The 25,400-nt window shown below is 63.4% G+C and carries 20 protein-coding genes; 15 read left to right on the top strand and 5 right to left on the bottom strand.

All coding sequences use genetic code 11. The features are described 5' to 3' along the window. Positions 1-144: 144 nt before the first annotated feature. On the top strand, positions 145-4,716 hold the full coding sequence (locus DW306_RS05830; protein ID WP_136054675.1) for an NAD-glutamate dehydrogenase domain-containing protein: 4,572 nt from the start codon (positions 145-147) through the stop codon (positions 4,714-4,716). Here DW306_RS05830 and DW306_RS05825 read toward each other — a convergent pair. Beyond that, positions 4,709-5,464, bottom strand: coding sequence for an IclR family transcriptional regulator (locus DW306_RS05825; protein ID WP_136054674.1), 756 nt, complete (start codon positions 5,462-5,464; stop codon positions 4,709-4,711). The two genes, DW306_RS05830 and DW306_RS05825, sit on opposite strands and share 8 nt — an antisense overlap. Next, positions 5,464-6,225 carry an IclR family transcriptional regulator gene (locus DW306_RS05820; protein ID WP_168429246.1) on the bottom strand — a complete coding sequence of 254 codons (762 nt, stop codon included), beginning with the start codon at positions 6,223-6,225 and terminating at the stop codon, positions 5,464-5,466. Before DW306_RS05820 ends, DW306_RS05825 begins: the two co-directional genes overlap by 1 nt. Before the next feature lie 182 nt (positions 6,226-6,407). Between DW306_RS05820 and DW306_RS05815 the strand changes: the two genes are divergently transcribed. Genes DW306_RS05815 through DW306_RS05800 form a run of 4 tightly spaced genes read left to right on the top strand, consistent with a single transcriptional unit; the run spans position 6,408 to position 11,619 of the window. Next, positions 6,408-7,742 carry an aspartate aminotransferase family protein gene (locus tag DW306_RS05815; protein WP_136054672.1) on the top strand — a complete coding sequence of 445 codons (1,335 nt, stop codon included), beginning with the start codon at positions 6,408-6,410 and terminating at the stop codon, positions 7,740-7,742. Positions 7,743-7,766: 24 nt separating this feature from the next. Then, positions 7,767-9,653, top strand: a complete 1,887-nt coding sequence (locus DW306_RS05810) for a M24 family metallopeptidase (protein ID WP_136054671.1) — start codon at positions 7,767-7,769, stop codon at positions 9,651-9,653. A gap of 11 nt (positions 9,654-9,664) precedes the next feature. Beyond that, positions 9,665-11,092 (top strand): mannitol dehydrogenase family protein, encoded by a 1,428-nt coding sequence (locus DW306_RS05805; RefSeq protein ID WP_136054670.1) that lies wholly within the window; start codon positions 9,665-9,667, stop codon positions 11,090-11,092. Beyond that, on the top strand, positions 11,089-11,619 hold the full coding sequence (locus DW306_RS05800) for a gluconokinase (RefSeq protein WP_240747086.1): 531 nt from the start codon (positions 11,089-11,091) through the stop codon (positions 11,617-11,619). Before DW306_RS05805 ends, DW306_RS05800 begins: the two co-directional genes overlap by 4 nt. 393 nt (positions 11,620-12,012) lie before the next feature. On the opposite strand, the gene DW306_RS05795 is transcribed toward DW306_RS05800, so the two are convergent. Beyond that, on the bottom strand, positions 12,013-13,281 hold the full coding sequence (locus tag DW306_RS05795) for a lactate racemase domain-containing protein (protein ID WP_136054669.1): 1,269 nt from the start codon (positions 13,279-13,281) through the stop codon (positions 12,013-12,015). Positions 13,282-13,395: 114 nt separating this feature from the next. On the opposite strand from DW306_RS05795, the gene larE reads away from it, so the two are divergent. From larE to DW306_RS05745, 10 genes are all read left to right on the top strand, one after another. Further along, positions 13,396-14,241: an ATP-dependent sacrificial sulfur transferase LarE gene (larE, locus tag DW306_RS05790; RefSeq protein WP_136054668.1), complete on the top strand. Its 846-nt coding sequence runs from the start codon at positions 13,396-13,398 to the stop codon at positions 14,239-14,241. After that, positions 14,238-14,927, top strand: a complete 690-nt coding sequence (larB, locus tag DW306_RS05785; protein ID WP_136054667.1) for a nickel pincer cofactor biosynthesis protein LarB — start codon at positions 14,238-14,240, stop codon at positions 14,925-14,927. The genes larE and larB overlap by 4 nt, the downstream gene beginning before the upstream one ends. Then, the gene (gene larC, locus DW306_RS05780) at positions 14,924-16,339 is read left to right on the top strand and encodes a nickel pincer cofactor biosynthesis protein LarC (protein WP_205814107.1); all 1,416 of its coding nucleotides are present in this window, start codon (positions 14,924-14,926) and stop codon (positions 16,337-16,339) included. The genes larB and larC overlap by 4 nt, the downstream gene beginning before the upstream one ends. Positions 16,340-16,353: 14 nt before the next feature. Next, positions 16,354-17,031 (top strand): energy-coupling factor ABC transporter permease, encoded by a 678-nt coding sequence (locus tag DW306_RS05775; protein WP_136054666.1) that lies wholly within the window; start codon positions 16,354-16,356, stop codon positions 17,029-17,031. Further along, positions 17,028-17,375: a PDGLE domain-containing protein gene (locus DW306_RS05770; protein ID WP_136054665.1), complete on the top strand. Its 348-nt coding sequence runs from the start codon at positions 17,028-17,030 to the stop codon at positions 17,373-17,375. Before DW306_RS05775 ends, DW306_RS05770 begins: the two co-directional genes overlap by 4 nt. 35 nt (positions 17,376-17,410) lie before the next feature. Then, positions 17,411-18,301, top strand: coding sequence for a sugar phosphate isomerase/epimerase (locus DW306_RS05765; RefSeq protein WP_136054664.1), 891 nt, complete (start codon positions 17,411-17,413; stop codon positions 18,299-18,301). 12 nt (positions 18,302-18,313) lie between these two features. Next, positions 18,314-18,640 carry a hypothetical protein gene (locus DW306_RS05760; protein WP_136054663.1) on the top strand — a complete coding sequence of 109 codons (327 nt, stop codon included), beginning with the start codon at positions 18,314-18,316 and terminating at the stop codon, positions 18,638-18,640. Positions 18,641-19,380: 740 nt separating this feature from the next. Further along, entirely contained in the window at positions 19,381-20,151 is a 771-nt protein-coding gene (locus tag DW306_RS05755; RefSeq protein ID WP_205814106.1) for a glucose 1-dehydrogenase, read from the top strand. 310 nt (positions 20,152-20,461) lie between these two features. Then, complete coding sequence (locus tag DW306_RS05750) at positions 20,462-22,180, top strand: hypothetical protein (protein WP_136054661.1); 1,719 nt, start codon at positions 20,462-20,464, stop codon at positions 22,178-22,180. Beyond that, complete coding sequence (locus DW306_RS05745) at positions 22,177-23,784, top strand: UvrD-helicase domain-containing protein (protein WP_168429245.1); 1,608 nt, start codon at positions 22,177-22,179, stop codon at positions 23,782-23,784. Before DW306_RS05750 ends, DW306_RS05745 begins: the two co-directional genes overlap by 4 nt. A 443-nt stretch (positions 23,785-24,227) precedes the next feature. On the opposite strand, the gene DW306_RS05740 is transcribed toward DW306_RS05745, so the two are convergent. Both DW306_RS05740 and DW306_RS21230 read right to left on the bottom strand, forming a co-directional pair. Continuing rightward, positions 24,228-24,629, bottom strand: a complete 402-nt coding sequence (locus DW306_RS05740) for a hypothetical protein (protein WP_136054659.1) — start codon at positions 24,627-24,629, stop codon at positions 24,228-24,230. After that, positions 24,626-25,400, bottom strand: a 775-nt coding sequence (locus DW306_RS21230; RefSeq protein ID WP_168429244.1) for a hypothetical protein, incomplete at its 5' end; no start/stop codon positions are given. The genes DW306_RS05740 and DW306_RS21230, both read right to left, overlap by 4 nt.

The following is a 25,400-nucleotide window of genomic DNA, read 5'->3' as shown; positions in this document are numbered from 1 at the left end:
TTCGAACCCATGACGGCGAGTCCGACGACTCCGATGTTCGCTGATGCTTCGGGCACAGATGACTCCATAAGAAAAGCCTATACTCCAGGAATGATACAGAAGTATCATTATACGGACCTAGACTGATATCGAAAGAGGTGTGACGTGACCAATGACGATTCCGCCCGGGCGGAGAGCATCACTCTGGCCGAGGACTACTTCCGAGGTGTGCCGTCGGAAGATCTCCGCGAGCTTGAAGCGCTAGATCTAGCTGCTGTGCTGGAACGTCACCGGAGCCTCGCCGACAGCACCGCTAACCACCGGATTGACGTACACCCGAATGACGCGACTGGGTCGACCTCGGTACAGATCGTCACCGCGGATGTCCCTTTCGTCGTCGATTCCGTCCTCAATGTCCTCGTCGGGCAAGGGCTCCGCGTCGGTCCAGTAGTGCACCCCGTCGTTCGGACGGAGCGTGGCGCCGAGTCGTGGATTCACGTCGAGGTTGCCGGGGCTATGACCGGTGAGGCGTCGATGCGGCTACGCGATAACCTGGCCGTCGTCATCGACGAGGTGCAAGCCGTCGCGGCCGCATCCGATTCGCTTCGCCGGAAGCTCGAGGATGCCATCGACCTTGCAGCCTCTCGTGACGCCGAGGCACGTGACTTCCTCCTATGGCTGAGGTCCGGTCGGTTCGATCTGTTCGGATACCGGACCGCGGATAGCGACGACTCGATCGGCGTTACGGCGGGACCGCTCACGCTGCGGGAGGCCGACGGAGTCGAGGTGCGTACCACTCGCGTTCGCACCTACGTACGGCGTCAAGCCCTCTTGGATCGTGTATTGATTACTTTGACGAATGCCGACGGCAGCGCAGTCACTCAGTGCTTCGACGGTCTTTTCACTGCCGCGGCAGCCGCGGATCCGATCGAATCCGTGCCCATGGCGAATCGGAAGGCGGCAGCGATCAGCCAAGCGATCTCGGCGCCTCCGGCGAGCCACGCTGGACGCGCCGTCGACGACGTTCTGCAGAGCCTCCCGCGAGATGAAGTGCTCCGAGCGCCGTTGCCGTACCTCCTGCGTATCGTGGAAGAGGTCTACAGGCTGAGCGAGCAGAGGGCGGCACGTTCGTTCGTCCGCATCGACCACGAGGAGCGGTCCGCGCGGGTTCTCGTCTTTCTTCCTCGTGACTGGTACGCCACCGACGTCCGACTGAGCATCCAGAACGTTCTCCGTGACGCCCTCGGAGACGAACGCATCGACTTCACCGCGCGTCTGGGCGACAAGGCGCTCGCTCAGGTGTCATTCACCGCAACCGTGGAGGACCCTTCCGGACTGACGGACGAGCGGCTGCGCGTGCTCGAGCAGACCATCTCGGATGTGTGCACGCCGTGGCGGCGACGCCTCGATGCGCGCTTGCGCGACCACGGTTTGGGGCCAGAACTGGCGGATATCTTCCCGGAAGATTACGTGGCTGCGCATTCTGTCGATGACGCCGTCGGTGACGCCCGTTTCATTGCAGCCACCTCGTCCGCTCGCCACTTCGCGGTAATGTCCGTGTCCGCGGGGGGCCCGGACGGCACTCGCGACCTGCGGCTCTTCAGCCGAAATGAGTTGGCCCTCGCCGATCTTCTGCCCATCGTGCAAAGTCTTGGACTCATCGCGCTCGACGAGCGAGCATGGTCGCTACAGCCCGGCACAATGTCTGGTTACATCGTCCAGCTGCGCGTCCGTTCTGCTCTCTGGCCCACCGGCGGCGATGACCTCGTCATCGCTGCCCTCGAGCAGATCGGTGCCGGCATAGTCGATGCGGACAGCCTCAACCGACTGGTCGTGTCCGCGGCCTTCTCGTGGCAGGAGGTAGAGGTGCTTCGTGCCTACCTGAGGTACCTGCGACAGCTGAGCTCCACGTTCACTCATGCATACATGTCGGAACTGCTCACACAGAACCCTGCGCACGCTCGCATGCTCGTCGGCATGTTCGCGGCTCGCTTCCAGCCTGGGCCAGTTAGCGACGACGAACGCGCTACCGCTGTGAAGGCGCTGGACTCCGACTTCCAAGCCTCCTTGAACGACATCCAGAGAGCCGATACCGACCGGATCCTGCGCGAATTGGCCGCGCTCATCGACGCCACGTTGAGGACCAGCGCTTACAGCGCCGATGGCGATTTCGGGCTCCGTCCTGCGCTGGCTTTGAAGTTCGATACCCGCCGCATTCCATTTGCGCCAGCACCTCGGCCCACATCAGAAGTGTGGGTCCACTCGCCACTCGTGGAGGGAGTGCATCTTCGATTCGCTGCCATCGCCCGGGGCGGTCTGCGATGGAGCGACAGGCTCGAGGACTTCCGCACCGAAGTGCTCGGGCTCGCGAAAGCTCAGACGGTGAAGAACGCTGTTATCGTGCCTGCCGGGGCCAAGGGCGGGTTCGTCGTCAAATCGGATCGTGCGGCATTCAGCCCAGACCAATGGGGGGCTGTCGGCAGAGATGCCTACCGCATCTTCGTCGGCGCTCTCCTGGACATCACGGACAATATCCACCGTGAGGGCGCCTCAGAGACAGTAGTTCGCGATCCTCGGCTGGTCATCCGAGACGGCGACGATCCATATCTCGTCGTTGCCGCTGACAAGGGCACCGCCAACCTCTCGGACGTGGCGAACGAGCTCTCTCTCGAGCGTGGCTTCTGGCTGGGTGATGCCTTCGCATCCGGCGGATCCAACGGATACGACCACAAGGCGCTCGGCATCACCGCTCGCGGTGCGTGGGAGTCTGTCCGTCGCCACTTCAGCGAGATGGGGCTCGACCCCGACCGCGACCCCATCACGGCTGTTGGCATTGGCGATATGAGCGGAGACGTTTTCGGCAACGGCATGCTGCTGTCTCGTTCATTGAAGCTGGTCGCTGCCTTCGACCATCGTCACGTCTTCGTGGACCCGGCCCCGGAGCCGACGCGAGCGTACGACGAACGTCGACGGCTGTTCGAGCTCCCTCGCTCTTCATGGGACGACTACGACCGCGGACTCATCAGCGCTGGCGGCGGTGTCTTCGAGCGGAGCGCCAAGGTCGTGCCCCTGACGACTGAGATCCGACACGCGCTCGGGCTCTCCGACGATGTCACCGAGTTGACTCCGTCTGGTCTGATCTCCGCCGTGCTTCGCGCGCCGGTGGACCTCCTATGGAACGGCGGAGTGGGGACTTACGTGAAGTCCTCTGCACAGTCGCACGCTGACGCCGCGGATAGGGCGAACGATTGGGTGCGGGTCGATGCCAGAGAACTCAGGGTCCGCGTCATCGGTGAAGGCGGCAACCTGGGCCTGACCCAAGCGGCTCGCGTCGAGGCGTCGCGCGTAGGGGTCCGGCTAAACACGGACGCTATCGACAACTCGGCAGGCGTCGACTGCTCGGATCACGAGGTGAACCTCAAGATCGCGCTGGACGGGGCGGTTGCGGCGGGCCAGCTCACGATCGCTGACAGGCAAGAGCTTCTTCGCGACATGGCCACTGAAGTCGCGGATCTGGTCATTCGCGATAATTTCGAACAGAACGTTCTCCTCGCAAACGAGCGTGCGAAGGCGGCTGAGATGCTCCCGGTGCATCTGCGGTTCATGCAGTGGCTCGAGAAGGAGCGCAGTCTGGACCGAGGGCTTGAAGGACTGCCATCGGACGAAGAGCTCGGCGATCGCGCGTCCAACGGAGTGGGGCTGATGTCACCCGAGCTAGCGGTCATCGCCGCACTGGCGAAGCTCGCGGTGAAGAAAGACCTCGAGCAGGCGTCTCTCGTTGCGGAACGATTCGGCGCGGCGACGCTGGCGCGGTACTTCCCGGCTCAGGTGCGCGAGCTTCGTGGGCCTCGTCTCATCGAGCACCCGCTGGCGGAATCCATTGTGGCTACCTCTTTGGCGAACGACATCATCAACATCGGTGGCATCACGTTCATGTTTCGTGTTCAAGAAGAGACCGGTGCGAGCGTGGACCAGGTCATCCGGGCATTTGTCGTCGCACGCGAGGTCTTCGCGGTAGACGATCTTCGTACACAGATTCATGAGGCGGGCAGCGCCCTTACCGCCGACGTTCAGGCTCAGGCGCATTCCGAGATTCGACGGCTGATGGACCGCGCCACACGCTGGTTCCTGCAGCGATCTGCCGGAGTCCTCGACGTCGAAGCGGCCCGAAGTGAGTTCGTCCCGTCGATCACTCCGTTGCTGGGACGGATCGCGAGCCGTTTGTTCGGCGAAGAACGACTCGCTGTTGCTGCGGAAGTTGATGCTCTCGTCAAGGCCGGAGCCTCCGAGTCCCTCGCCTCGCGTGCGGCGTCTCTTCTGTACGAATTCCGCCTGCTGGATATCGCGGCTATCGCTCGCGGATCCGTCACTGTCGATGATGCGCTGGATGCGTATATGGCGGTGTGTAACCGATACGGCGTCTCGGGTATCCTCCAGCAGATCGCCGCGCTACCGCGCGACGGCAGATGGCACCCGCTCGCGCGAACCTCTTTGAGGGCCGATCTGGAGGAGGTCGTCTCCGGTGTAGCTCAGCGGGTCATCGACATGCACGCCGAGGACGTCGAGACCTCCGTCGAGTCGTGGGAACGCGGTGTAGCGAGGCCCATCGACCGCGCGCGGAAGGCACTGGAAGACGTGGACGGTATGGATCAGACCGATTTCGCCGCCATCTCGGTCGCAATCAGGTTGTTGAGGGAGGCCTCGCACCTGGAAGGAGAGATTGCGGCGGTCAGTTGAGGAGACCGCGCCCCGCAATGACCTCTTCTATGGTCGCCGCCGCCGCCAACAGCTGCGGTGCCTGAGCATCGAGTTCGGCCATTTCCACCTGGAAGGCCGGAGCCACTATGCTCAGGCCGCCGACGACCGCGCCGCTCCTGTCTCTTAGGCACGTTCCGACTGCACGAGTTGAGAGCTCGTCTTCCTCGTCATCCCGGGCAAACCCACGCTCGCGGATTCTCGGGAGGCTTGCCATGATGTCGGCTACCGAGGTGACCGTGTATGGGGTCAGCGCTTCGAGATTCGAGTGCTCGAGGATGTGTCGAGCGCGGGCCTCAGGCAGGTTCGCTAAAACGCTCTTGCCGATGGAGCTCGAGTGAATCGCTTGGTGCCGCCCAATGGCGGATTGTAGGTAGAACGGCGTGTCTGCTTCGATCTTGTCGACGTAGATGAGGTCGTCGCCGCGCAGTGCTGACAGGTGGATCGCCTGGTGCACTTGTCGGCTGAGATCGATGAGCACCCGTCGGACGTCTTCGTCGAGTCCGAGCCGCGGGAAGGCGCGAGCCGCAAGCGCGAACACCTTGTCGCCGACGCGGTACGCGCCGGATGCGTCCTGCTGAATCATGTCGCGCTCCAGGAGGGTGCGCAAAATGCGGTACAGGGTGGGTTTCGGTATCCCGGTGCGCTCCTCCAAGGGTGCCATCTGGGTCACCGGCGCCAGCTCGCTCACGGCGCGCAGCACCACGCCGGCCTTATCCACGGTTGACATTAGGCGATCTCCTTTGCGCTGGACAGCGGCACGCCACCCAGCCGCCGACTGATGGCGTCCGCCGCGGTAACGATACGCGAAGACATCCGGACGAGCTCCGGCATCGAAAGGACCTTCGCCGGCGCCGCAATCGAAAGAGTGCCGACGGGACGATGCGAGAAGTCTCGAATCGGAGCCGCGATTGCGCGCACGCCAAGGCGTGCCTCTTGGTCTTCCACCGAGTATCCGCGAGACCGAATCGTGGACAGCTCCTGCGCCAGACTCGTGGGGTCCTCAAGGGTGTGTGTAGTCACGTGAGTCATACCGTTCTCGACGTACCGGGCCACATCTGCGCGCGGAAGGAAGGCGAGAATCGCCTTCCCTGACGCCGTTGCGTAGAGCGGCATCTGCGACGTCGGTGCGATGAGGAAGGGGGAAGAGGCGTCGACCTGAACGAGTGCGGTCAGTCCGTGGTCGCCGTATCGGCTGAGTGTGATGGTTCCACGGACGTGCTGCCGCAGGGCGTAGATCGTTGCGTTGCTCTCGTCAGCAAGGGATGCGCGGGAAAGAGCCTCTGACGCAAGGTCGACCGGAAGCCCTCCGAGTTCATAGCGACTCTCGCTGTTCTGCAAAACGAGGGACTGCTCGATGAGCGAGAGAAGCAGTCGACGCACTGTCGGTTTTGGCTGATCCAACCGAGCAACTACCTCAGAAAGGCCTAGCGGCCGATCTGCCTGCAGCAGCGCATCGAGCACGTCGAAGGCCTTATCCACTGTCGTCATACGTCCATGATGCTCTATTCCGAGACGCAAGGTCCACATTTTGAGAGGCGGGTTCAGTTGAAAAGAGTTGAATATACCCGACCCAACCTCTTGCCCCGATCAGCCGCGGTGCTAACATGGCATATATTGATACTGAGGTTTCAAGATGCGGACCTCAGCCAACCCGTTGAGAGGAATTCCCAATGACGAGCACCGCTGCCGCGATTGCGGAAGACAAGTCCCGCGCGCTCTTCGAGCGAGCCCAGCAGGTCACGACCGCAGGCGTCACCGCCGCCGGCCGCTACAACCCCGTTCTGGGCCGGCCGTACTACTTTGACCGAGGCGATGGTTGCCGGCTGTGGGACATCGATGGCAACGAGTTCATCGACTTCAGCTCCTCCAACGGAGCGAGCATGCTCGGCTTCAACCACCCCGCCATCAACGAGGCCGCAACGAAGGCCATCTCGATGGGGACGATCACTACCCAAGAGACGAAGTACCATGTCGAGCTCGCCGAGAAGCTCGTGCAGATCCTCCCCGGCGCCGAGCGTGTGCGACTGAGCAACACGGGCACCGAGGCGACGATGGCGGCGATCCGTATCGCACGCGCCTACACCGGTCGTGAGCGGATCCTCAAGTTCGACGGTCACTTCCACGGCATGCACGACTACGTCATGTTCAACTCGCATACGCCGGACCGCATCTACGAGCACTTCGTCCCGCCGTTCCCCGACAGCGCCGGTATCCCCGCCGCACTCCACGAACTGGTCATCACCATCCCGTTCAACGACGCCGACGCACTTCGCGACGCCATCGACGTCTACGGTCACGAACTCGCAGCTGTCATCCTGGAGCCCATCGCCTACAACCTCGGCACCATCCCCGCGAATCGCGAGTGGCTGGCGCTCCTTCGTCAGCTGACGAAGGATGCCGGCGTCGTGCTGATCTTCGACGAGGTGCTCGCGGGCTTCCGCAGCGCCCTCGGAGGATCCGCCGAGTACTTCGGCATCACGCCCGACCTCACGACTTGGGCGAAGGCGCTTGCCGCGGGCTGGCCGCTCGCTGCCGTCACTGGCACCGCGGAGATCATGGACACGCTCAACCCTGTGGGTAAGGCAGTGATGTCCGGAACTTACACCGGGCACCTCGCAGCCGTCCTTGCCGCCCTCGCAGCGCTTGACGTGATGTCCGCACCCGGTTTCTACGAGGACCTCAACGCGAAGGCTGACTTCTTCTACGCCGGCATCAACTCGCTCTTCGGCAAGCATGGCGTGCCTGGCCACCTGCAGGGTATTGGCGCGCGCTTTGGGCTCTACTTCGGCATTGAGGACGAGGTCACCGACTATCGTCAGGCTCGGAAGTTCGATGCTGCACTTAACAACAAGTTCCTGCGTCAGACGGCACCGAACGGCCTGCATTTCCACGACTTCGGAGCCAAGGCGGCGCCCATGCACTACGGCATCACCTCCGCGCACACGAGGGCGGACCTCGAGGAGTCACTGCAGCGCCTCGACAACGCCTTCGCCGCCATCAACTGATTTCGACGACCGCAAGGAGACTTCGTGTTCACTCGCTATGCACTCTCGTCCCGAGAGCTCAGCACCGCTGACCTGGTCGAGAATGCCCGTCTCGCCGGCCTAGATGCCGTGGAGGTCGACTACGACCGCCTGTCCTCGGAGGACGCAGCGGCCCTCGTCTCGGCCAAGAAGAGCGGCGTTCAGACCACGTCCATCGACCTCGGTTCCGTCGCGGACCCTCGGACGCTCGAAGGGCGGTTGTCCGAGCTGCTCGCGCTGTCCGCGCAGGTCGGTAACCGTCGCTTTGTCATCACCGGCGGGGCCAGTGGAGACTCTGCGTTGGATTCGTTCATCGAGGGGCTCAGGTGGCTCGCAGACCAGACGGAACCGCTAGGTTTCGCACTGGTCGTGCGAGTTGCCCGCCCCGAAGAGAACGCGGGGCAGCTACTTCACTCCACTCGCGACCTCCGGGTTGTGCTCGCTCGGACGAACAGGGGCAATGTCTCCGCTCGCGCCGACCTCTCGGCTTTCCTGGGAGCAGGCGAGGAAGCGTCGCACAGCACCGCCGACCTCGTCGGCCGCCTCGGTCACGCATCACTTGGTGCAGCCGACTCTGTGGACGTCAGGGCCGCGGCTCCGTTCCTCGACGACCTGTCCTCCTTCGGGTACGCAGACGTCGTTCGAGTCGAAGCTCCGTCGTCGGAGACCGCGAGGAGCCTGATCGACGCATTGGGTGGCAACAAGACCTTTGATGCCGACCGCGTGAATCGCGTGCAGGAGTACATCGCAGACGACGGGCTGGACGCGATCGTCCTGAATGCGTCGAAGAACATCGTGGCGGCGACCGGATACTGGCCGATGAACGGCACGATCCTCGCGCTCATTCCGCGTACGGGCACGCCGCACCTGTTCGTCCCTGCCGGGGAAGAGACGTGGGCATCGCGCAGCGGCTGGCAGGACATCCACGTGTATCAGGCCGGGCGTCTCATCGACCCGTCGCTCCACGAGACAGTGGCTAAGGAGTTCGGCGCTCTCGCGGACAGCCTTGGGCTCGCTGGTGGGCGCATCGGAATCGAAGGTCCTTTCCGCGCCCAGGTGCCGCCGCACATGGCGCACGAGGTGTCCGGTCGACACGAGTCGTTGCGTCCCGTCCTTGAGGACGTGTTCGGCGCGGCACCGGTGTTTATGAGCGACAAGTGGACCCGGTCGCGCGCTGCGAAGACCGAGGCGGAGCTGCGCGGTATCCGACGCGCGGCGGCGATCGCCGATGTGGGTCTGCGAACGTTCCGTGATGGAATTGCCAACGGCGTCCGGGACATCGAGCTCGGTACCGAGGTCGAATCTAAGCTCGAGCTGTTCGGCGTCGGTCGAGACGGTGTCAGCCGCGTCCGAGGGTATGCGTTCGTGATGAGCGGTCCGCAGACGTCTCAGTGCCATCTCGACTACGAATTCTCCTCCACGCGTGTTCAGCGCACGGGTGACAACGTTCTGATGGAGCTTGCGGTCGTCGCAGACGGCTACTGGCAGGATCTGTCTCGTGCCTTCGTCATCGGTGAGGCATCGCTCGACATCGAGCGCATCTACGAAGTCGCCGAGGCGTCATTCGTCGCTGCACAGCGGGCAGCAGTGCCCGGGGCGACCGGTCACGATGTCGATGCGGCTGCACGTCAGGTCGTGGAGGACGCCGGGATGTCCGAGGCGTACCCGCACCAGACTGGTCATGGCGTGGGCGTCGCTTTCCACGAGCAGTACCCGCTCATCAAGCCCGGGTCTGATCACCTTCTCGAGGCCGGCAATGTCATCGCCATCGAGCCCGGGGTCTATATTCCGGGTATCGCTGGCATCCGCAACGAGGACAACCTCGTCGTGGGTGACCCGACTGGCGCGACGTCCCTGCAGACAGTGCCGCACGCGGTCAGCGTCGCGCGATAAGGATCCCAATCATGGCGTCACCGCTTCTGCCGCTCACGCGATCCAGCGCGGCCCCTCGGCCCCGCATTGCTCACATCGGGCTCGGCGCGTTCTCGCGCTCACATCAGGCCTGGTACACAGACCTCGTGAATACGGGCAACCACGACGACCCGTGGGGGATCACCGGCTTCACGGGTCGCACATCGGCCGTCGCCGATGTGCTCGAACGGCAAAGCGGTCTCTACCATGTCGTCACACGCGGCGAGCAGGGTGACGAGATCACACTCATCGAGTCTGTGACTGCCGCCCACGATGGTGCGGACCTGGAGACCTTCTCGAAAGTCATTGCTCACCCGGACACGGCGCTGGTCACCCTCACCGTTTCTGAGGCAGGCTACCGTCACGGTGGGGGTGACGGACTCAACACTGCCGCCCCCGCAGTGCGAGACGATTTGGAGGTGCTGGCGTCGCTCGCGGGAGCGAATAACCAAGTCCTCGCTGATGCGAGGGCTTCAGTGAAACTCTCCACCATGCCCGCGCGACTCGCTCTCGCATTAGAGACCCGTAGACGTGCTGGGGCCGGTGCCATTTCACTCGTGCCGTGCGACAACCTCAGCAGGAATGGGTCGATTCTGCGTGCGGTGTTGCGAGACGCCAGTCACGCATTGAGCGAAGATTTGGTGTCCTACGTCGACTCGTCCGTGGCGTTCGTTGACACGTCGGTGGACCGCATCACACCGGCAACCACGCACGCGGATCGTGTCCTCGTAGAGGAGCGAACCGGATACCGCGATGCGGCATCGGTCGTCGCAGAGTCTTTCAGCGACTGGGTCCTGAGCGGACATTTCCCGGCTGGCCGGCCGCTCTGGGAGGCCGCGGGTGCGCGCTTCGTCGATGACATTGAGCCTTTTGAACGCCGCAAACTCTGGCTGCTCAATGGTGCGCACTCTCTCATGGCATACGCCGGACTCCTGTCAGGACTGTCTGCAGTTCATGAGGCCGTGCGCGACGCCCGTCTTCGTTCGTGGGTGGACAGTTACTGGAATGAGGCCGCGGCATCCCTTCCTGAAGGCCTGGACATTGCCGCGTACACGGACGCGCTTCTGGTGAGGTTTGAGAACCCGCGCATCGCTCACTCGTTGCGTCAGATTTCCGCTGAAGGTTCAACCAAGGTGCGCCAGCGCATCGTGCCCGTGATCTTCGCCCAGCGTGAAGCCGGCCGGTCCGCGGACGCTTCGATTCGCGCGGTGGCCGCGTGGATCGCCTTCGTGATGACGGCCGACAGCCTCATCGACGCGCGCTCAGACGAATTGCTGTCCGCGAGGACAGGCCCTTTTGATGACGCGGTGGCGGCCATTGGGGAAATTGCCGACAAGCGTCTGATCTCCGATGTGGAGGTGCGAGCGCAGTTGTGCTCGGAAGTGCGGGCACTCGTCTCCGGGCGTGAGGTGAATCGATGAGTGTCCAGTACGCCGAGAGCATCGTAGTCATGGGCGTCGCCGCGGCGGGCAAGACGAGCGTGGGGTCCGCTCTCGCCCATCACTTGGGTTACCGATTCATCGATGGGGATGACCTGCACCCGGAGGCTAACAAGAGGAAGATGAGCCAGGGTGTTCCCCTGGATGACGCTGACCGAACCCCGTGGCTGGCTCGCGTGGGCGCCGAGCTTCACGACTCTTCAGAGCCGCTCGTTGTCACATGCTCTGCGCTCAAGCGCGCATATCGAGATCAGATCAGACGGGTGGCTCCAGGTACTGTCTTTGTTCATCTGACCGGGACCGTCGAACTGCTTGAGGCCCGGATGGCTGCGCGCACCGGCCACTTCATGCCGCCGTCGCTTCTGGTTTCTCAGCTCGCAACAATCGAAGATCTCGGCAACGACGAGGCGGGGTTCGCGGTAGACGTCGCAGGCAATATCGACCAGATCGTCGATGAGACAGCCGCCCGCTTGCAAACCCAGGCCTATTCAGCGCTCGCGGAGAATTAGGAGATGTCCAACGGCGAGGTCTCTGGGCGCAGAGCGATGCGGCTCGGGGACGACCTCGCCGCCGAGAGATTGTTTGCGATGCTCGCCAACGAGCTTCGACTCCGGATCATCGAAGCAGTCGGTACCGACGAGCGCTCCCTAGACGATCTCATGCGACTCACGGACGCATCGCCCTCATCGGTTCTGACCCAAGTGTCGAAACTGCGCGCAGGGCATATCTTGGTGTCGAGGAGATCTGGAACGGAGGTCATCTACCGGTTGGATGACCCGATGGCTCTCTTGCTGGCTCGGCAAGTTCGGGCGATGGCAGCCCGCGGGCAACTCAAGCCGCGACCACACGTGCGTGGGCTGTGGACGCGCGCACGTAGCCGCGCCACGCCCGCGGAGTAGCGCTCAGTCGGGCCGCTCGCTCGCAAGTCGGAAGAGCACCTCGCCGGCGTTGGGTACGACGAACGTGGCAGGGTCCGCCTGCGCGGCTTCGATATCCACCGTTGCTGGGTCCAGGTACTCGAGGCCAATACGCTCGGTCTCCTCGCGGCTGATGCCGGTGGCGAGAATTACCCGGATGCGCCCATTCTCGCCTCCCTCCTCAGTCCACGTTCCGCCGCCGCGGACGTGAGTGGAATGGGCGAGAACTCCCCACGGTTCATTCTTGAAACGCTCCCACTGTCCGGTGAAGTAATCACGCACGTGGTAGCCAACGGCGGCGATTTCCGGACCATGAGTGAAGCTGACCGTGTCGATGTGGGGTGCGTAGACGATGACCTCGCCCCCATCCGCGACAATCGGTTCCACCTTGTACATTCCTTTCGCCCCTGTCCACAGCTCGTCATAGCGCTCGGGGACGAGAGAAAGCACCCGTGAAACGGGCTCGTCGACGTACTGAACATGGACCTGAGCGGAAACGCGAGCTGCCTCCGCCCATGCCGTCTGGGCGTCACCGGACGTCACGGCGAAGAGATCGTGCGTACCCGAGCGGACCACGACGCACAGGGCGGAGACTCGAGCAGGAACGAACGATGCCGCCTCATTGATGAGTGCACGCACCGGTGTGATCCCGAGCGTCCCGATGATCTTGGAGCTGCTGATGAGGGCGCCGAGCCAGTGGGAGACGTCAATCATCTCCTGTCCCGAAATCCCCGGGAAGAGATACTTATTACCTCCGGAGAACCCGACCACCTCGTGCGGGAAGACCGGACCGACGATGACGAGCTCGTCGAAGTCGGCCGCAGATCGATTGATGGAGACATCGACAGATCGGTCCAAGCGCCCCTCCGACAGTTCTCGCAGACGCGCGGCCGGAACTGTTCCGACGTGCACCAGCTCCTCAGGTTTCCACCACTCATGATTGACGAACTCCGTGTCGGGGTAGCGCAAGAGCAGTTCATCCCACGATGACGTCTCGAACATGCGAGCGATGTGGTCATCCGTCATCGCCGCGTGAGTGCCGAGAGCGATGAGCACACGGAGCCGGGCAACGCGCCCATGAAGCGCCCCGTGAACGGCATCGACCAGAAGTGCAAGCGGGCAGGAGCGCGTCGCATCGGGGACAACAACGCAAACCGTGGCCCCGTCAAACCGTCCGTCGGCAAACTGATCCTGGACGTAAGAGAGGATCTCCTCTTCGGAGAGACTGCTGGTCAGCGGCGACACGATAGCCATGGAAGCTCCAATTCCGGGAGGGACGGGCGGAGTCCACTCCAACCCATGGTCCATATGTTACAACTGTTGTATCATTTCTACTACGGAACCCCGTGCGGCAAGGAGGCAGCAGAAATGAGCAGCACCGTCGAACAAGGCCCTCGGACAGTCATCGAGAAACTGGAGCAGCTTCGCGAGGTCGTTCGCGGACACGGCCGGCTGATCGTCGCCTTCTCGGGCGGAGTGGACTCCGCTCTGGTCGCCACCATCGCCTCAGAAGTGCTTCAGAGCGAGTCGCTAGCGGTCACAGCGGTGTCTCCGAGCTTGGCGGCATCCGAGCGGCGCGGTGCCCGAGAGTTCGTTCAGCTTCACGGTATTCGTCACCTCGAGGTCGCGACGGCGGAGTTCGACGACCCTGAGTACGTTGCCAACACCGGTACCCGCTGCTATTTCTGCAAGAGCGCAATGTTCGATGCGCTGGTACCGCTGCGACAGTTCTTCGACGCTCCGGTGGCACTCGGCACGAACCTCGACGATCTTGGTGAGCACCGTCCCGGGCTCGCAGCTGCGAAACTGAACGGTGCCGTGGCGCCGCTTGTCGAGGCGGGGTTCACCAAGGAAGACGTCCGAGAGGTTAGCCGTCATCTCGGGCTGGAGACCGCTGCGAAGCCCGCTGCGGCGTGCTTGTCATCGCGCATCGCATACGGCGACCCTGTCACTGAGGAGGCTGTGCAGCGGGTCGAGCGTGCGGAAGACTCGCTGAAAGCGCTTGGCCTCCAGCAGTTGCGCGTCCGGTCTCACGCAAACGGCACCCTCGCTCGAGTCGAGGTTGCCGATGAGGAAGCCGGGTGGGCCTTTGCGAACAGGGAAGAGATCGACCGTGCGGCGCGGGCTGCGGGTTTCACTTTCGTGTCGCTCGACCTGCGCGGATTCCGCAGCGGGGCGATGAACGCCCTGCTGCCGTTGACGGTGAAGCGATGAGCGCACTGACCACCGATCTCGGCCACACCACCGTCGATCTGGACCGAGAGCGACGGCAGGGTATTGCGGAGGTCATCTATGGCGCGGGTAAGACGGCGACGGAGATCGCGGATATCGCCATAGCCCTTCTGGACGCAAACTCGGGTCCGGTGGTGGCAACGCGGGTGGCTGACAGGGCGACTGATCGGATTCTGGGCGACGTGTTTGCGGCTGCGCGCATCCATGGGGACTTCCATGCCGCGAGCAACACCATCGTGTGGCGTCGTCGTGCGGAGGAGCTCGGACGGATCACCATCGTCACGGCGGGCACGACCGACGGCCGCGTGGCTGCTGAGGCGGAGTCCGTTAGCGACGCTCTCGGCATCCGCGTCGACCGCATCAACGACGTCGGTGTGGCCGGGATACACCGCTTGCTCGCGCACGAGGGCGCCCTGCGGTCCGCGCGTCTTGTCATCGTCGTTGCTGGCATGGAAGGGGCCCTGGCGTCAGTGGTCGGCGGACTTGTGGCAGTGCCGGTGATCGCCGTGCCTACTTCGACAGGATATGGATCGGCGTTCGAAGGCGTGACAGCACTGCTCGCCATGCTCAGTTCCTGCGCCGCTGGAGTGACCGTCGTGGGAATCGACAACGGCTTTGGCGCCGCGATGGCAGCTGCACGACTCGTCCTGGCGAGGAGCACGGCATGATCCTGTGGCTGAACCCCGCGTCCGGGATATCAGGGGACATGCTGCTTGGCGCCCTTCTCGACCTCGGAGCGCCCCTCGACGAAGTGGAAGCTGCGGTGCACCAGACCGGTGTCGAGGGGTGGAGCATCAACCCTCGACACGTCTCGAAGGACGGCATCGGCGCGACTTATGCAGGCGTGCAAATTCACGACAACGCTACGTCTCGGCACGCCTGGGAGCTTTACGAGGCGGCCTCTCGAGTCGCTGACCCCCTCATCGTCAACCTTGCTCGCAAGACGATCTACGCCATCGCCACGGTCGAGGCGCGCATCCATGGGACCACACCCGACGACGTCCACCTCCACGAGGTCGGCGGCGTCGACACGATCGTCGATATTGTCGGCGTCGGTGCAGCCCTGCGTGCATTAGGCGTGGACCGTGTCTACAGCCATCCGGTAGTTCTGGGCACAGGCCGAGTGAAGACTGAACATGGTTTGCTCCCGCTGCCGGCGCCCGCGACCGCAGCCCTTCTCGAAGGGGCGCGGGTCCGAGGGGCCGCGGCCCTGGGCGAGACTGTCACGCCCACCGGCGCGGCCCTCTTGAAAGCGATGGGCACGGACTACAGCCCGCTGGAGACGACCGAGATCCTCCGGGTCGGCTACGGCGCCGGGACCAAAGACTTCCTCGGCCAACCGAACGTCCTCCAGGCGATACTCTGCGCGCCTGGCACGGCGGCGGACCTTCTGACGACCCGGAAGACGCTGCTGGAGACCAACCTGGACGATGTGACAGGCGAACACGTGGGGTATCTGATCTCGGCCGCCCTGAACCATGGCGCCCTCGACGCGTGGGCGGACCAGGTCATCGGGAAGAAAGGGCGTCCCGCTTTCGTGCTCCACGTGCTGTGCGACGTAACGACTCGTCACGCTCTGCAGGCTCTGCTGTTCGCCGAGTCGGGGACTCTCGGGATCAGAGTCGCGTCGGTCGACCGCGTCGAGGTTCCACGGTGGACGACATCCGTGCACGTCGCCGGCGCGGAGGTCCCCGTCAAGATGTCACCGTTCGGAGCCAAGCCCGAACGAGATGTCGTCGTCGAGGTCGCCGCCGCCACGGGGCTGACAACGCGAGAAATCGCAGCACGCGCATCGGCGGCGGTGTTGGACCTCCCCGAGGCCCGCGAGGATGCCACGACGCCGCACGTGGTGTCGTCGCTGTGGGCTCCGGGTCCTTCGGACGAAGTTCTGACCGAGCAGCGCTTCATCCGCGGACACAGCCACCCGAATGCCCACGACCACGACCACGGGCACTCGCACGAGCACTCGCACGAGCACAGTCCTGGCCACTCGGAACAGCACGAGCACACCGGGCACGCTCATGCGCACGACACTCCACACCATCACGACGTCGACGACGCCACCAACCGCATTCCTTGAAAGTCGAGAGAACAATGCACACACCGGACGGTCTGCTCGACCACACGACCGAGATCAGCATGGGCCTCGTCGCTGCGGGCGCGCTGACAGTAGCGCTCGCTCGCGCCCCCCGGGAATTCACCGCAGTCCGTGGCCCGGCATACATCGGCGCTGTCGCTGCCGCCGTGTTCGCCGGCCAGATGATGAACTTCCCCGTGGCTTCGGGAACCAGCGGTCATCTCATCGGCGGCGTGCTCGCAGCAGTCCTCATCGGGCCCTGGACCGCGATGATCTGCATGGCCATCATCCTCACCGTCCAGGCGGTGGTGTTCGCCGACGGAGGCATTGGCGCCGTCGGCGTCAACTACTTCCTAATGGGTATCGTGGCTGTCGGAGTGGGCTGGGCGCTGTTCCGTCTCGTCGCCCGCGCACTCCCGAGACGCACCTGGGCGGCGCCCGTCGCCGCAGGAATCGGGGCGTACCTGTCGGTCCCGGCTGCGGCACTGGGCTTCTCGGCGATCTACGCACTTGGCGGAGTCACCGACGTCGACCCGTGGATGACCACTCATGCGATGGTCGGTTGGCATCTCCTCATCGGGATCGGGGAAGCGCTCATCACCGCGACGGCCGTCGCCGCCCTGATGGCGTGGCAGCCGCAGCTTGTCAGAGGCGCCGGCGTTGTCCGGCGCCACGACGTGGCGGTCTTCGCATGAACGCGAGCACACTCTCCAAGGTAGGAACAGGGGTCGTCTTTGCAGCGGCTCTCGTCGTCGCCTGTGTTCTGAGCACCTGGGCATCAGGCGCCCCCGACGGCTTGGAGCACGTGGCCGAGACATTGGGATTCGCTGATACCGCGCGCCCGTCCGTCTTCATCCCGACCCCGCTCTCGGGCTACACCATCTCCGCGATCCCGGCGGCTCTATCCACAGCCGTTGTGGGCCTCGTCGGCTGCGGAACCGTGTTCGGCCTCGGCTGGAGCGCGTCCGCTGTCGTAAAGGCATTCCACGCCCGCCGGGGTCTGCGCCGCCAAACTCGCGAGAACACCTCCGCCCGCTGACTTCCAACACCCGCTCTCACGGGGAAGGGACCGCCATGTCCGCAACAGACGACGCTCATCTCCAGCATTCGCGACCAAACCCCCGCCTCTTGGCGTCGTGTTGGACTTGGTCGGGCCCCGCTGGACCAGGCATCGCCGATGAGCGAAGCCCCATCCCCATCGAAGAACGCCTCGACGCGATCGTGCAGACCGGGTGGCGCGCTGTCGGTTTCGCGCACGCTGATCTTCTCTTCCTCCGGAAGCGGGTTGGCTACTCCAAGCTACGTGCCATGCTCAGCGACGCTGGAATCGAGCGGGTAGAGGTGGAGTTCCTCAGCGATTGGTGGGCACCAGGCGAGCGCGGCCGCCGTGCCGAAACGGTCGCTCAGGAGCTGTTCGAGGCTGCCGCTGAACTGGGCTCGCCACTCGTGAAGCTTGGCGCGACCCTTCACCCCGACTATCCGCGAGAGCCACGGCCCCTCAACTGGCAGCTCGCAGAGGGGCTCGCGACCGCGGCCGGCCATGCGGAGCAGTTCAACCTCGACCTCGCTTTCGAGGCACTGAGCGGGTCTCACGTCGAGAGCGTGTCGGAGATTGTCGACATCGTGGATCTCGCGTCCGCGGCCAACACCGGCATCGTTCTGGACTTGTTCCACATGGCCCGTGCGGGCGAGAGCATCAGCGGGGACCCCAAGCAATTGCGTGGATCGCGGCTGCTGATGGTAGAGCTCGGAGACGCGCCCCGCCTGGAGAATGGAAAAGTCGGTGACCGGTGCCTCCCAGGTGAGGGTGATCTCGACATCGAGGGTTTCATCTCCGCAGTACTGCACCTTGGTTGGGACGGCTGGTGGGGCGTGGAGATCATCTCCGAAGCGCTGCGTCAATTGCCGATCGTCGACGGGTTGACGCGGGTCCGGGAAGGCATTCTTCGTGCCTTCCCGACGTAACCCTCGCCAGGCATGTCAGCCAATCGGCACAACGCGTTCCTGCAAGATCATCACGCCATCACATGCACGGAGGTGCAGCATTCGCTGCGCGCAACAGAACTCACCGACGTCGAGCTCAAAACCCTTCTGGCAGAAGCGGCCCGCATCTGGCCCGGAGCCTGGAAGGCTCGGATCGTCGCCCGCATCCCGGCGCGGGACTTCATCGGCACCCCGATAGCCGAGTACAAACCCGAAGCGCTCGCACACGGGCGCGTCGCCCTGATTGCGACGCCGCCCACCTCGCCGCCCCCGTCAGTGGCCTGGGCTTCAACCAGACCCTCACTGATATCCGCACCCTAGCCGATGCCTCCACCGCGACAGTCGGCGACCCGACTAGAGTCGAGGGCGGCGCTCATGGACTGCGAACGCCGCTGCCTGCCAGCCGCACAGTCGCTCGTCAGAAGCGGCCGCATCTTCAGCGACGACTTGGCAGCCCCCTGATCCAACCTGTGACAAGCGGCCGCAGCCGCGCTCGTGACCGACAGGCGAAACCGAGTCTTCTTGCGCGGGTCGATCAGCGCACGTTGCTGGGGTGGCGGCGGTGTAGGTGATGCCGATCAGGCGCGTCGTCATCACAAGCGATGTCATCGAAGCAACCCGCAGCACCCTCGTCATCGGCACCACGCAACCCCGTCATCACAAACCAAGAACACCGCCACACGACAGCAAGAGCTATCGCAGTGGGACGGGAAGCCATATGGGGGTGGATCCACCCCAGGAGTCGCTTCGTCGTAGGCAGGCACCCAGGTGTTTAACGGCGCTCAACAGACCGAGGCAGCTGCTCGGGCTGCCGGCTTCCATCTCCAGTATTGAGCGGTGCACGAGATATCAGAATGCGCGCTTCGGCTATGCCGCTCGGTGCCGTTTCATACCCGGTGATCATTTTGACCACGATGATCATAGTCAGTGATCACTATGGACTCTAACGTTCCATATGTGGTCAGGTCGATCATGTCAGGAGGGCTCTGCACACTGGTCAAACCGAAACTGGTGGTGCCGGCGCGAGTCCTAAAAGGTTGGAGAGGTGAATCATGAGGGGTTTGACCAACAAGAGAGTGCTTGTCACGGGTGGGGCGCAGGGCATCGGCTTCGCCGTCGCGAAACGATTCGTCGAAGAGGGTGCGACGGTGACCATCACCGACATCGCCCAGCAAGACAAGATTGATGAATCGGTGCGTGCCCTGGAAGCTCCAGGTAGAGCGTTCGGTGTCAGGCTCGATGTAACCGATGAGGGCGCCATCAGTCGAGTGTTCGCCGACGCCGCCGAACGTATGGATGGTTTCGATGTCCTCGTCAACAACGCGGGGATCAACATCGGCAGTCCCACTGAGGATCTCGATTCAGCAACGTACGACCGAGTTATGGATGTGAACCTGCGTGGAGTCTTTCTGTGCAGTACAGCGGCACTGCGAATTTTCCTCGCCGCTGGGCGCGGGGTTATCGTGAACAACTCGTCCAACCACGAGATGACCCCGAAGCCCGGCTATTTGCCGTACTCCGTGAGTAAGGGCGGCCTCGGGAACCTTACGCGCACTCTTGCTCTCGAGTTCGCGGACAGAAACATCCGAGTAAATTCGGTGGGTCCCGGAGCTACCGTGACCCCGCTCAACGCGTCCTGGACTGAGGATCCGACAAAGCGAGCCGAAGTGGAGAAGCACATTCCCTTTGGGCGAGCTGGTACTGCCGACGAAGTCGCAGCGGCGTTCGTATTCCTGGCTAGCGACGATGCGTCGTACATCACCGGCCAGACACTCTACGCGGACGGCGGTCTCACCTTGAATAACGACTTCCGATTCAACTGGTCGTCTTAGCGACGAGGACGTTAGTTGCTTTGGTGGAAGCATCACTGGTGTCGGCGGTCGCGAAGGCAACGGGAGCGCTAGGTTGCTTGCACGTGAGGGGTGGCCGCACAGGGCTGATGCTGGGCATGCATTTCGGGGGGTCGTGATCCTCGCTCGAAGTTCATACAACAGCCGGACAATTGGGTTGGCCCTGTGAGCACGGATGGGTCGGAGCTCGAGATGCGTCTTCTTGCGAGTACCCTGGCCACCAACTGCGCTGACGTCGCGCATGAGCCCAAAATCGTGACTCGGTTACGGTGGCAGATTCAAGGGGGATGGAATGCGCATTGCGCGACTGGAACTTCACCGTTTCCGAGGATTTGAGTTCCTTGAGTTCTTTCCCAGCCGCCATGTCCTGCTTGTCGGTGAGCCGCGTGCAGGGCGCACCACAATCTTGGATGCACTCAGACGCGTGCTGGATCCAGCCTCGACACGAGCTCGCCCCGCGCTGTGGGATATCCATTATCCCCTGGCGGAAGTGCCGGCGGGCGAAGAATTCCCGTTGACATCGGTGGAGGTAGCGATCACGGACCTCGGTGACCTCATCGAGCAGGAGCTTGACGAGAAACTGGAGATCCTGGATCCGATAAGTGGTGCGCTCTCCGACGATCCTGCGACGGGAGTCATGGGTGTGCGCGTCCGCTATTGCCTGCGCTATGAGCCCGTCGACGACTCACTAGAGCACTGGGTGGAGTACGTCCGGAGCGGGATTCGGCTGTCACGAGGGCACCGCGAGCTTCTTCGGGCTATCATCATCGATCGTGCATCACCGCTCCAGCTGAGGGCCGAGGGCGCGTTTCGTGCCCTCGCAGCAAATCAAGATAGCGACCGCCTAAACGCAACGATCACGTCGTTTGGAGATGACATCGGTCGTGCGGCGGACACGCTCGCCGCGAGTGACGCGGTGCAAGACGCGCTCAAGGCAGTGGCGGCCCATGGTGCGCAGTTCGCGCTCGATGTGAGCACGGACGAACTGGTGGCCGGAGTCGGGTTTACCGCCGAGGATGGTTCCGTGAGCGGGCTGCTTCGCGCAATCCAACCCACACTAAATATCGACCAAGCGGGGCCCATCCCGCTTGCCGCCCACGGATCCACCGCTGCGGCCGCCCTTGCCATCAGCGAAGCACTGGCCGCGTCCCGGATGGACCAAAGCATCGTCATCCTCGACGACTTTGGAGACTCTCTCGATAGCGCCTCCGCGGACTACCTGGCGAGTCTCCTCGGCCGACCCCGCAACCAGGTCTGGCTATCGACGAGAAGGCCCGAAGCACTCAGCGCCTTCGAGGTAGAACACATTGCTCGACTCACTCGGCACACGGGAACACCGCTCGTGAATCAACTGGCACCGACCACGGACAAGCGCGAGCGCGTGCAGCGGCGTTACCTCCCGCAGATCCTTGCCCACGCAATGTCATCGCGAACGCTGATCCTGGTCGAAGGTCCGCACGATCTGGAAGGGCTGGCAGCCCTGGACAGAAAACGTCACATTGAAGCGCACAAGGCTCCACTTTCCGCGCACAGCATGCAGATCGTCGCGGCTTCCGCGACCGGAGCCGATGGCGGTAAGCACCGCCTCCCCGTCTTAGCCGCCCTGGGATCTTCCCTGGGGTTTGAAGTTCGGGCGCTGATGGACAGCGACAAGCCTGGCGACGACGATGAGCTCATCGAGGAGCTCAAGAGCATATGCGACCTCGTGATCAGCCTCCCGAACCGGACGGCGATCGAGCGAGCGCTCGTCCGCGGTGTCCCGACGCAAGTGTTACGAGACTCCCTTGCCCGTTTGAATGACGATCACGAACTCGGCCTCGACGTCGATTCAATCGACGAGGACAGGCTTGAAGCGACGCTCACCAAGCAGCTCAAGCAAAAGGCGGGCCTTCATCGGTCATACGTGATCCAGCTGCCGAAGGGAGCGTACCCGCCGATCGCGACAAGCGTTCTGCGACAACTCAAAACATCGCCCTCCGACGTCATACACGTGAAGATCGCAGAACCGTGAAGCTCACCAAGGAGCAGAAGAACGTCGTAACGAGCACGGCTCCCACGCTGATTGTGCTCGGAGGCGCTGGCACCGGGAAGACGACGACAGCCGCGCGCGTCGCACGGAAAACCCTGCAGGACGCCGAACAGCAGCGACGCCGCGAAAGGGTGCTATTCCTTTCGTTCTCGCGCGCAGCAACCACGCAGGTTCTGTCGCGCTCTGCAGACATCCTCGCCGGCTACGCCTCACGAATCGACGTCACCACCTTTCACGCGTTCGCGTGGCGTCTCATCGAGCGATGGGGGCACGTTCTTGGAATTGACGAGCCGGTTCTGCTCAGCCCCGCCGAGCGCAAGGTGTTCGGCGCCTCCGAGGGACTGGTCTACGACGACCTGATCCCACTTGCCCAGCGGCTCCTGGACGTTCCAGCCATTCACAGGCATCTTCAAAGACGCTGGTCACTCATCGTCATCGACGAGTTTCAGGACACCAACGACCATCACTGGGCATTGATAGAGACGCTGGCTGAACACGCACGATTAGTCCTGCTTGGGGACCTCAATCAGTGCATATATCGAAACCTTCCCAACAGCTCTGGTGTGGGCCCGCGCCGTGTCGCTACGGCTATGGCGCGGATCGGGGCGACAACAATCGAATTGCCGGACGTGTCGCACCGAGACCCGACGCACATCATCCCCGCCGCCGCAAACGCCATCCGAGACCGAAAATTCAAGTCGGATGCGGTCCGCACCGCTATCGACGCAGGCATGATCGAGATCATTCGTGAGCCCCAACTCGACCGACAAGCAACCGTGGTGGTCGAGCAAATCGCTCAGCTACGAGAACTAGGCCATAGCGTGGGCGTGTTCAGTCACCATGTTGACTCGACGGCACAACTCTCCGATGAGCTCAACGAGGCCGGCGTCGCTCACGAGGTGGTTGGGTTACCAGATGCCGTCGCGGCGGCTTTGCGCGCCCAATATGCGATGCTCGCGTTCTGCTGTCGCGAGGCCGAAGTCTCCGATCTGCTGCGCGCTTTGGCGATCTTCGTTGCGAGTGCAGAGCGCGGCAACGAAGCGCCGGAACTCGCTCGAATGGTGGCCGGCCTCAGGCCCCGACCCGCAAGTCTCACCGAACGCCTCGACAGCCTTGGCGTCGAACTCGGGTCCGTCGGGTCTCTCCGCGAGGGTTTCCGTATCGCGTCTGCGGCATACGATTTCATTGGTCTGAAGCGTGGCGCGTCCGCCTGGCAGACGGCGGCGCGACTGATGTCGAGCCTGTTGGGGCCTCGAGCTCTGAGCGTCCAAGGGCTGCCCGTCGCCGGCGTCAGACCTCTCAGAAGCGCGATTGATCAAGAACACCTCTCTCTCCTGACCTACGACCGAGCGCAACCCGCAGCTGAGGTCGAGCTGATGGGGCTCTATCAAACCAAAGGTCGGGAGGTGGACGCTGCGATTGTGCTGTTGCGATCCACTGACTGGTATGGCCGCGAACGCGAACCTATGAGCGACGGCTCTAAACTCCTTTACGTTCTCATGACCCGCGCACGCAAGAAGACGGTGGTGCTCTCCTTGGGTGACGTCACTCAGCCGCTCGTGCTGCCGTTGGTCAGTCTGTCCTAGCTCGCGCACGCTAACTGGCGCTTGCTATCCCAGCTCTGCTCCCCAGGTGCAAACCACCTGGCGCTAGCGAGCCGATCAGGCGTCATCCTGTCGGCAGGCGACTCGAGGCCCTTCGCGGCAGGCGCAATCGAGACCGCAGAGTGGCATGCCACGTATCCACAGTGCCCGGCATAACCATCTCGGCAACCGAGATCTGAGGCGCCGGGCTCAGGACGGAGCGCTCTTCGTTTGCCCGCAGCACAACGTCGCTGCAGTCCGGTTTTCCGGGTGTGGGCGCGGGTATAGCTACTTATAGGCATGTATAGCGAAACGCTATACATGCCTATAACTACGCGAGTAAGCGCAGGAAGAAGACGGACGACTGCGGGCGCGCCATCCGGTGCTGCCGGGATCGGCGCCCTTTTACTCCTGGAAAGGCTGGCGCTACTCGAGTTGGAGGGGGATCAACCGGCAGGCGGAGTCGACGCTGGATCCGCAGCGTTACCATTGGCCTCTTGGGCATGCCGCACGCAGAGCGTCGAGACCCACATTTTGATCACGTACTGCCTCGCCGGTGCCCCACATGCTTCGCATCTCTCCGTGCTTTCCCACTCAGCCGCACGAATAGTTTCCGCGAACACCGCATCGAACTGCGATGGGTCAGCAGACGGATCGGCATAGAAGCTCAGAGAGCCAAATTTGGACTTCACCTGTTGCACCACGTAGTTCGGAGCGATGATCGACAGCGTCGCATCGAGTCTCGACAGTAGCGGGTACCACCCGGCTCCGACTTCCAGCAGTTCTGGCCAGCCGGGGGCGATCCGTTTGATGAGGCCGCGCAGCTCCGGCGGGTATGCCTCGGTCATGGCATCTCTACCGTTCCGGCCGTGGAGTCAGTGTTCGCGAGTCTAACCATGGTCCCGCTTTCGGGTCCGCGCGGGCGACGCGCGGCCTCGCGTGCCTGCTGGCGGCGCCTCGACCGCTCGCGAAACTCGCGCCCCACCCGCAAGCTGCGCATCACGCCTTTGTCGAAACTGATCATTTCTCGGCGGCGCCACTCTATCGCGGCGTGACCGCGGAAGCCGGCGACGGCACGTCGCCGCTGCGCAAAGTCCAGGTTCCGTGGCAGTAGGCCAGGCAGCCCGTCAGTGTCCGGGAGAAGATGTGTGAACAACTCTGCGAACGTGGGGCCTGCTGCCGTGCGTCGGCGAGTCTGGGCAATAAAGATTGCTGCAGCCAGCGCCCACTGCTCCGCCGTGTCGTCACCGGTAAGGTCCTCGAACATGAAGACCCATTCAGCTGGCGGCGGCGAGTCAATGTCTTGCCACCAGATCGGGTACGACTCGGGCATCTCCACCATCACAATCGCGGTCGCTTGCACGGGCCTTCCCGTGACGCGACCGCCTGTCATCGGGATGGGCAGCACACGTGCGCCCCACGCCCAGCCGGTCACCAGCAGCTCGGCAACCTCATCGCGATCTACGACTCGAACCAGATGCTCGCTGCGGCAGCCGAGCTCAAGTTCGAGCTCCGTGCCGGGCTCGCGATGCTCATCACCGGACAGCTCGGAGGCGGCGGTGGTCGGCGTCCTTGCGCTGATGCATCCGGGCCAGCGACATCGGCACGATGACGATGCC

The sequence above is a fragment of the Microbacterium sp. K24 genome, assembly GCF_004794465.1.
In the GTDB taxonomy this organism is placed as follows: domain Bacteria; phylum Actinomycetota; class Actinomycetes; order Actinomycetales; family Microbacteriaceae; genus Microbacterium.
Note: the sequence above shows the minus strand (reverse complement) of the source record. Positions and strands in the feature narration are given on the sequence as shown.

Coding starts and splice junctions, on each gene's coding strand:
- DW306_RS05825 (WP_136054674.1), bottom strand. CDS start 5,464: ATGTCAACCGTGGATAAGGCCGGCGTGGTGCTGCGCGCCGTGAGCGAG.
- DW306_RS05820 (WP_168429246.1), bottom strand. CDS start 6,225: ATGACGACAGTGGATAAGGCCTTCGACGTGCTCGATGCGCTGCTGCAG.
- DW306_RS05815 (WP_136054672.1), top strand. CDS start 6,408: ATGACGAGCACCGCTGCCGCGATTGCGGAAGACAAGTCCCGCGCGCTC.
- DW306_RS05805 (WP_136054670.1), top strand. CDS start 9,665: ATGGCGTCACCGCTTCTGCCGCTCACGCGATCCAGCGCGGCCCCTCGG.
- DW306_RS05800 (WP_240747086.1), top strand. CDS start 11,089: ATGAGTGTCCAGTACGCCGAGAGCATCGTAGTCATGGGCGTCGCCGCG.
- DW306_RS05795 (WP_136054669.1), bottom strand. CDS start 13,281: ATGGCTATCGTGTCGCCGCTGACCAGCAGTCTCTCCGAAGAGGAGATC.
- larE (WP_136054668.1), top strand. CDS start 13,396: ATGAGCAGCACCGTCGAACAAGGCCCTCGGACAGTCATCGAGAAACTG.
- larB (WP_136054667.1), top strand. CDS start 14,238: ATGAGCGCACTGACCACCGATCTCGGCCACACCACCGTCGATCTGGAC.
- larC (WP_205814107.1), top strand. CDS start 14,924: ATGATCCTGTGGCTGAACCCCGCGTCCGGGATATCAGGGGACATGCTG.
- DW306_RS05775 (WP_136054666.1), top strand. CDS start 16,354: ATGCACACACCGGACGGTCTGCTCGACCACACGACCGAGATCAGCATG.
- DW306_RS05770 (WP_136054665.1), top strand. CDS start 17,028: ATGAACGCGAGCACACTCTCCAAGGTAGGAACAGGGGTCGTCTTTGCA.
- DW306_RS05765 (WP_136054664.1), top strand. CDS start 17,411: ATGTCCGCAACAGACGACGCTCATCTCCAGCATTCGCGACCAAACCCC.
- DW306_RS05760 (WP_136054663.1), top strand. CDS start 18,314: ATGTCAGCCAATCGGCACAACGCGTTCCTGCAAGATCATCACGCCATC.
- DW306_RS05750 (WP_136054661.1), top strand. CDS start 20,462: ATGCGCATTGCGCGACTGGAACTTCACCGTTTCCGAGGATTTGAGTTC.
- DW306_RS05740 (WP_136054659.1), bottom strand. CDS start 24,629: ATGACCGAGGCATACCCGCCGGAGCTGCGCGGCCTCATCAAACGGATC.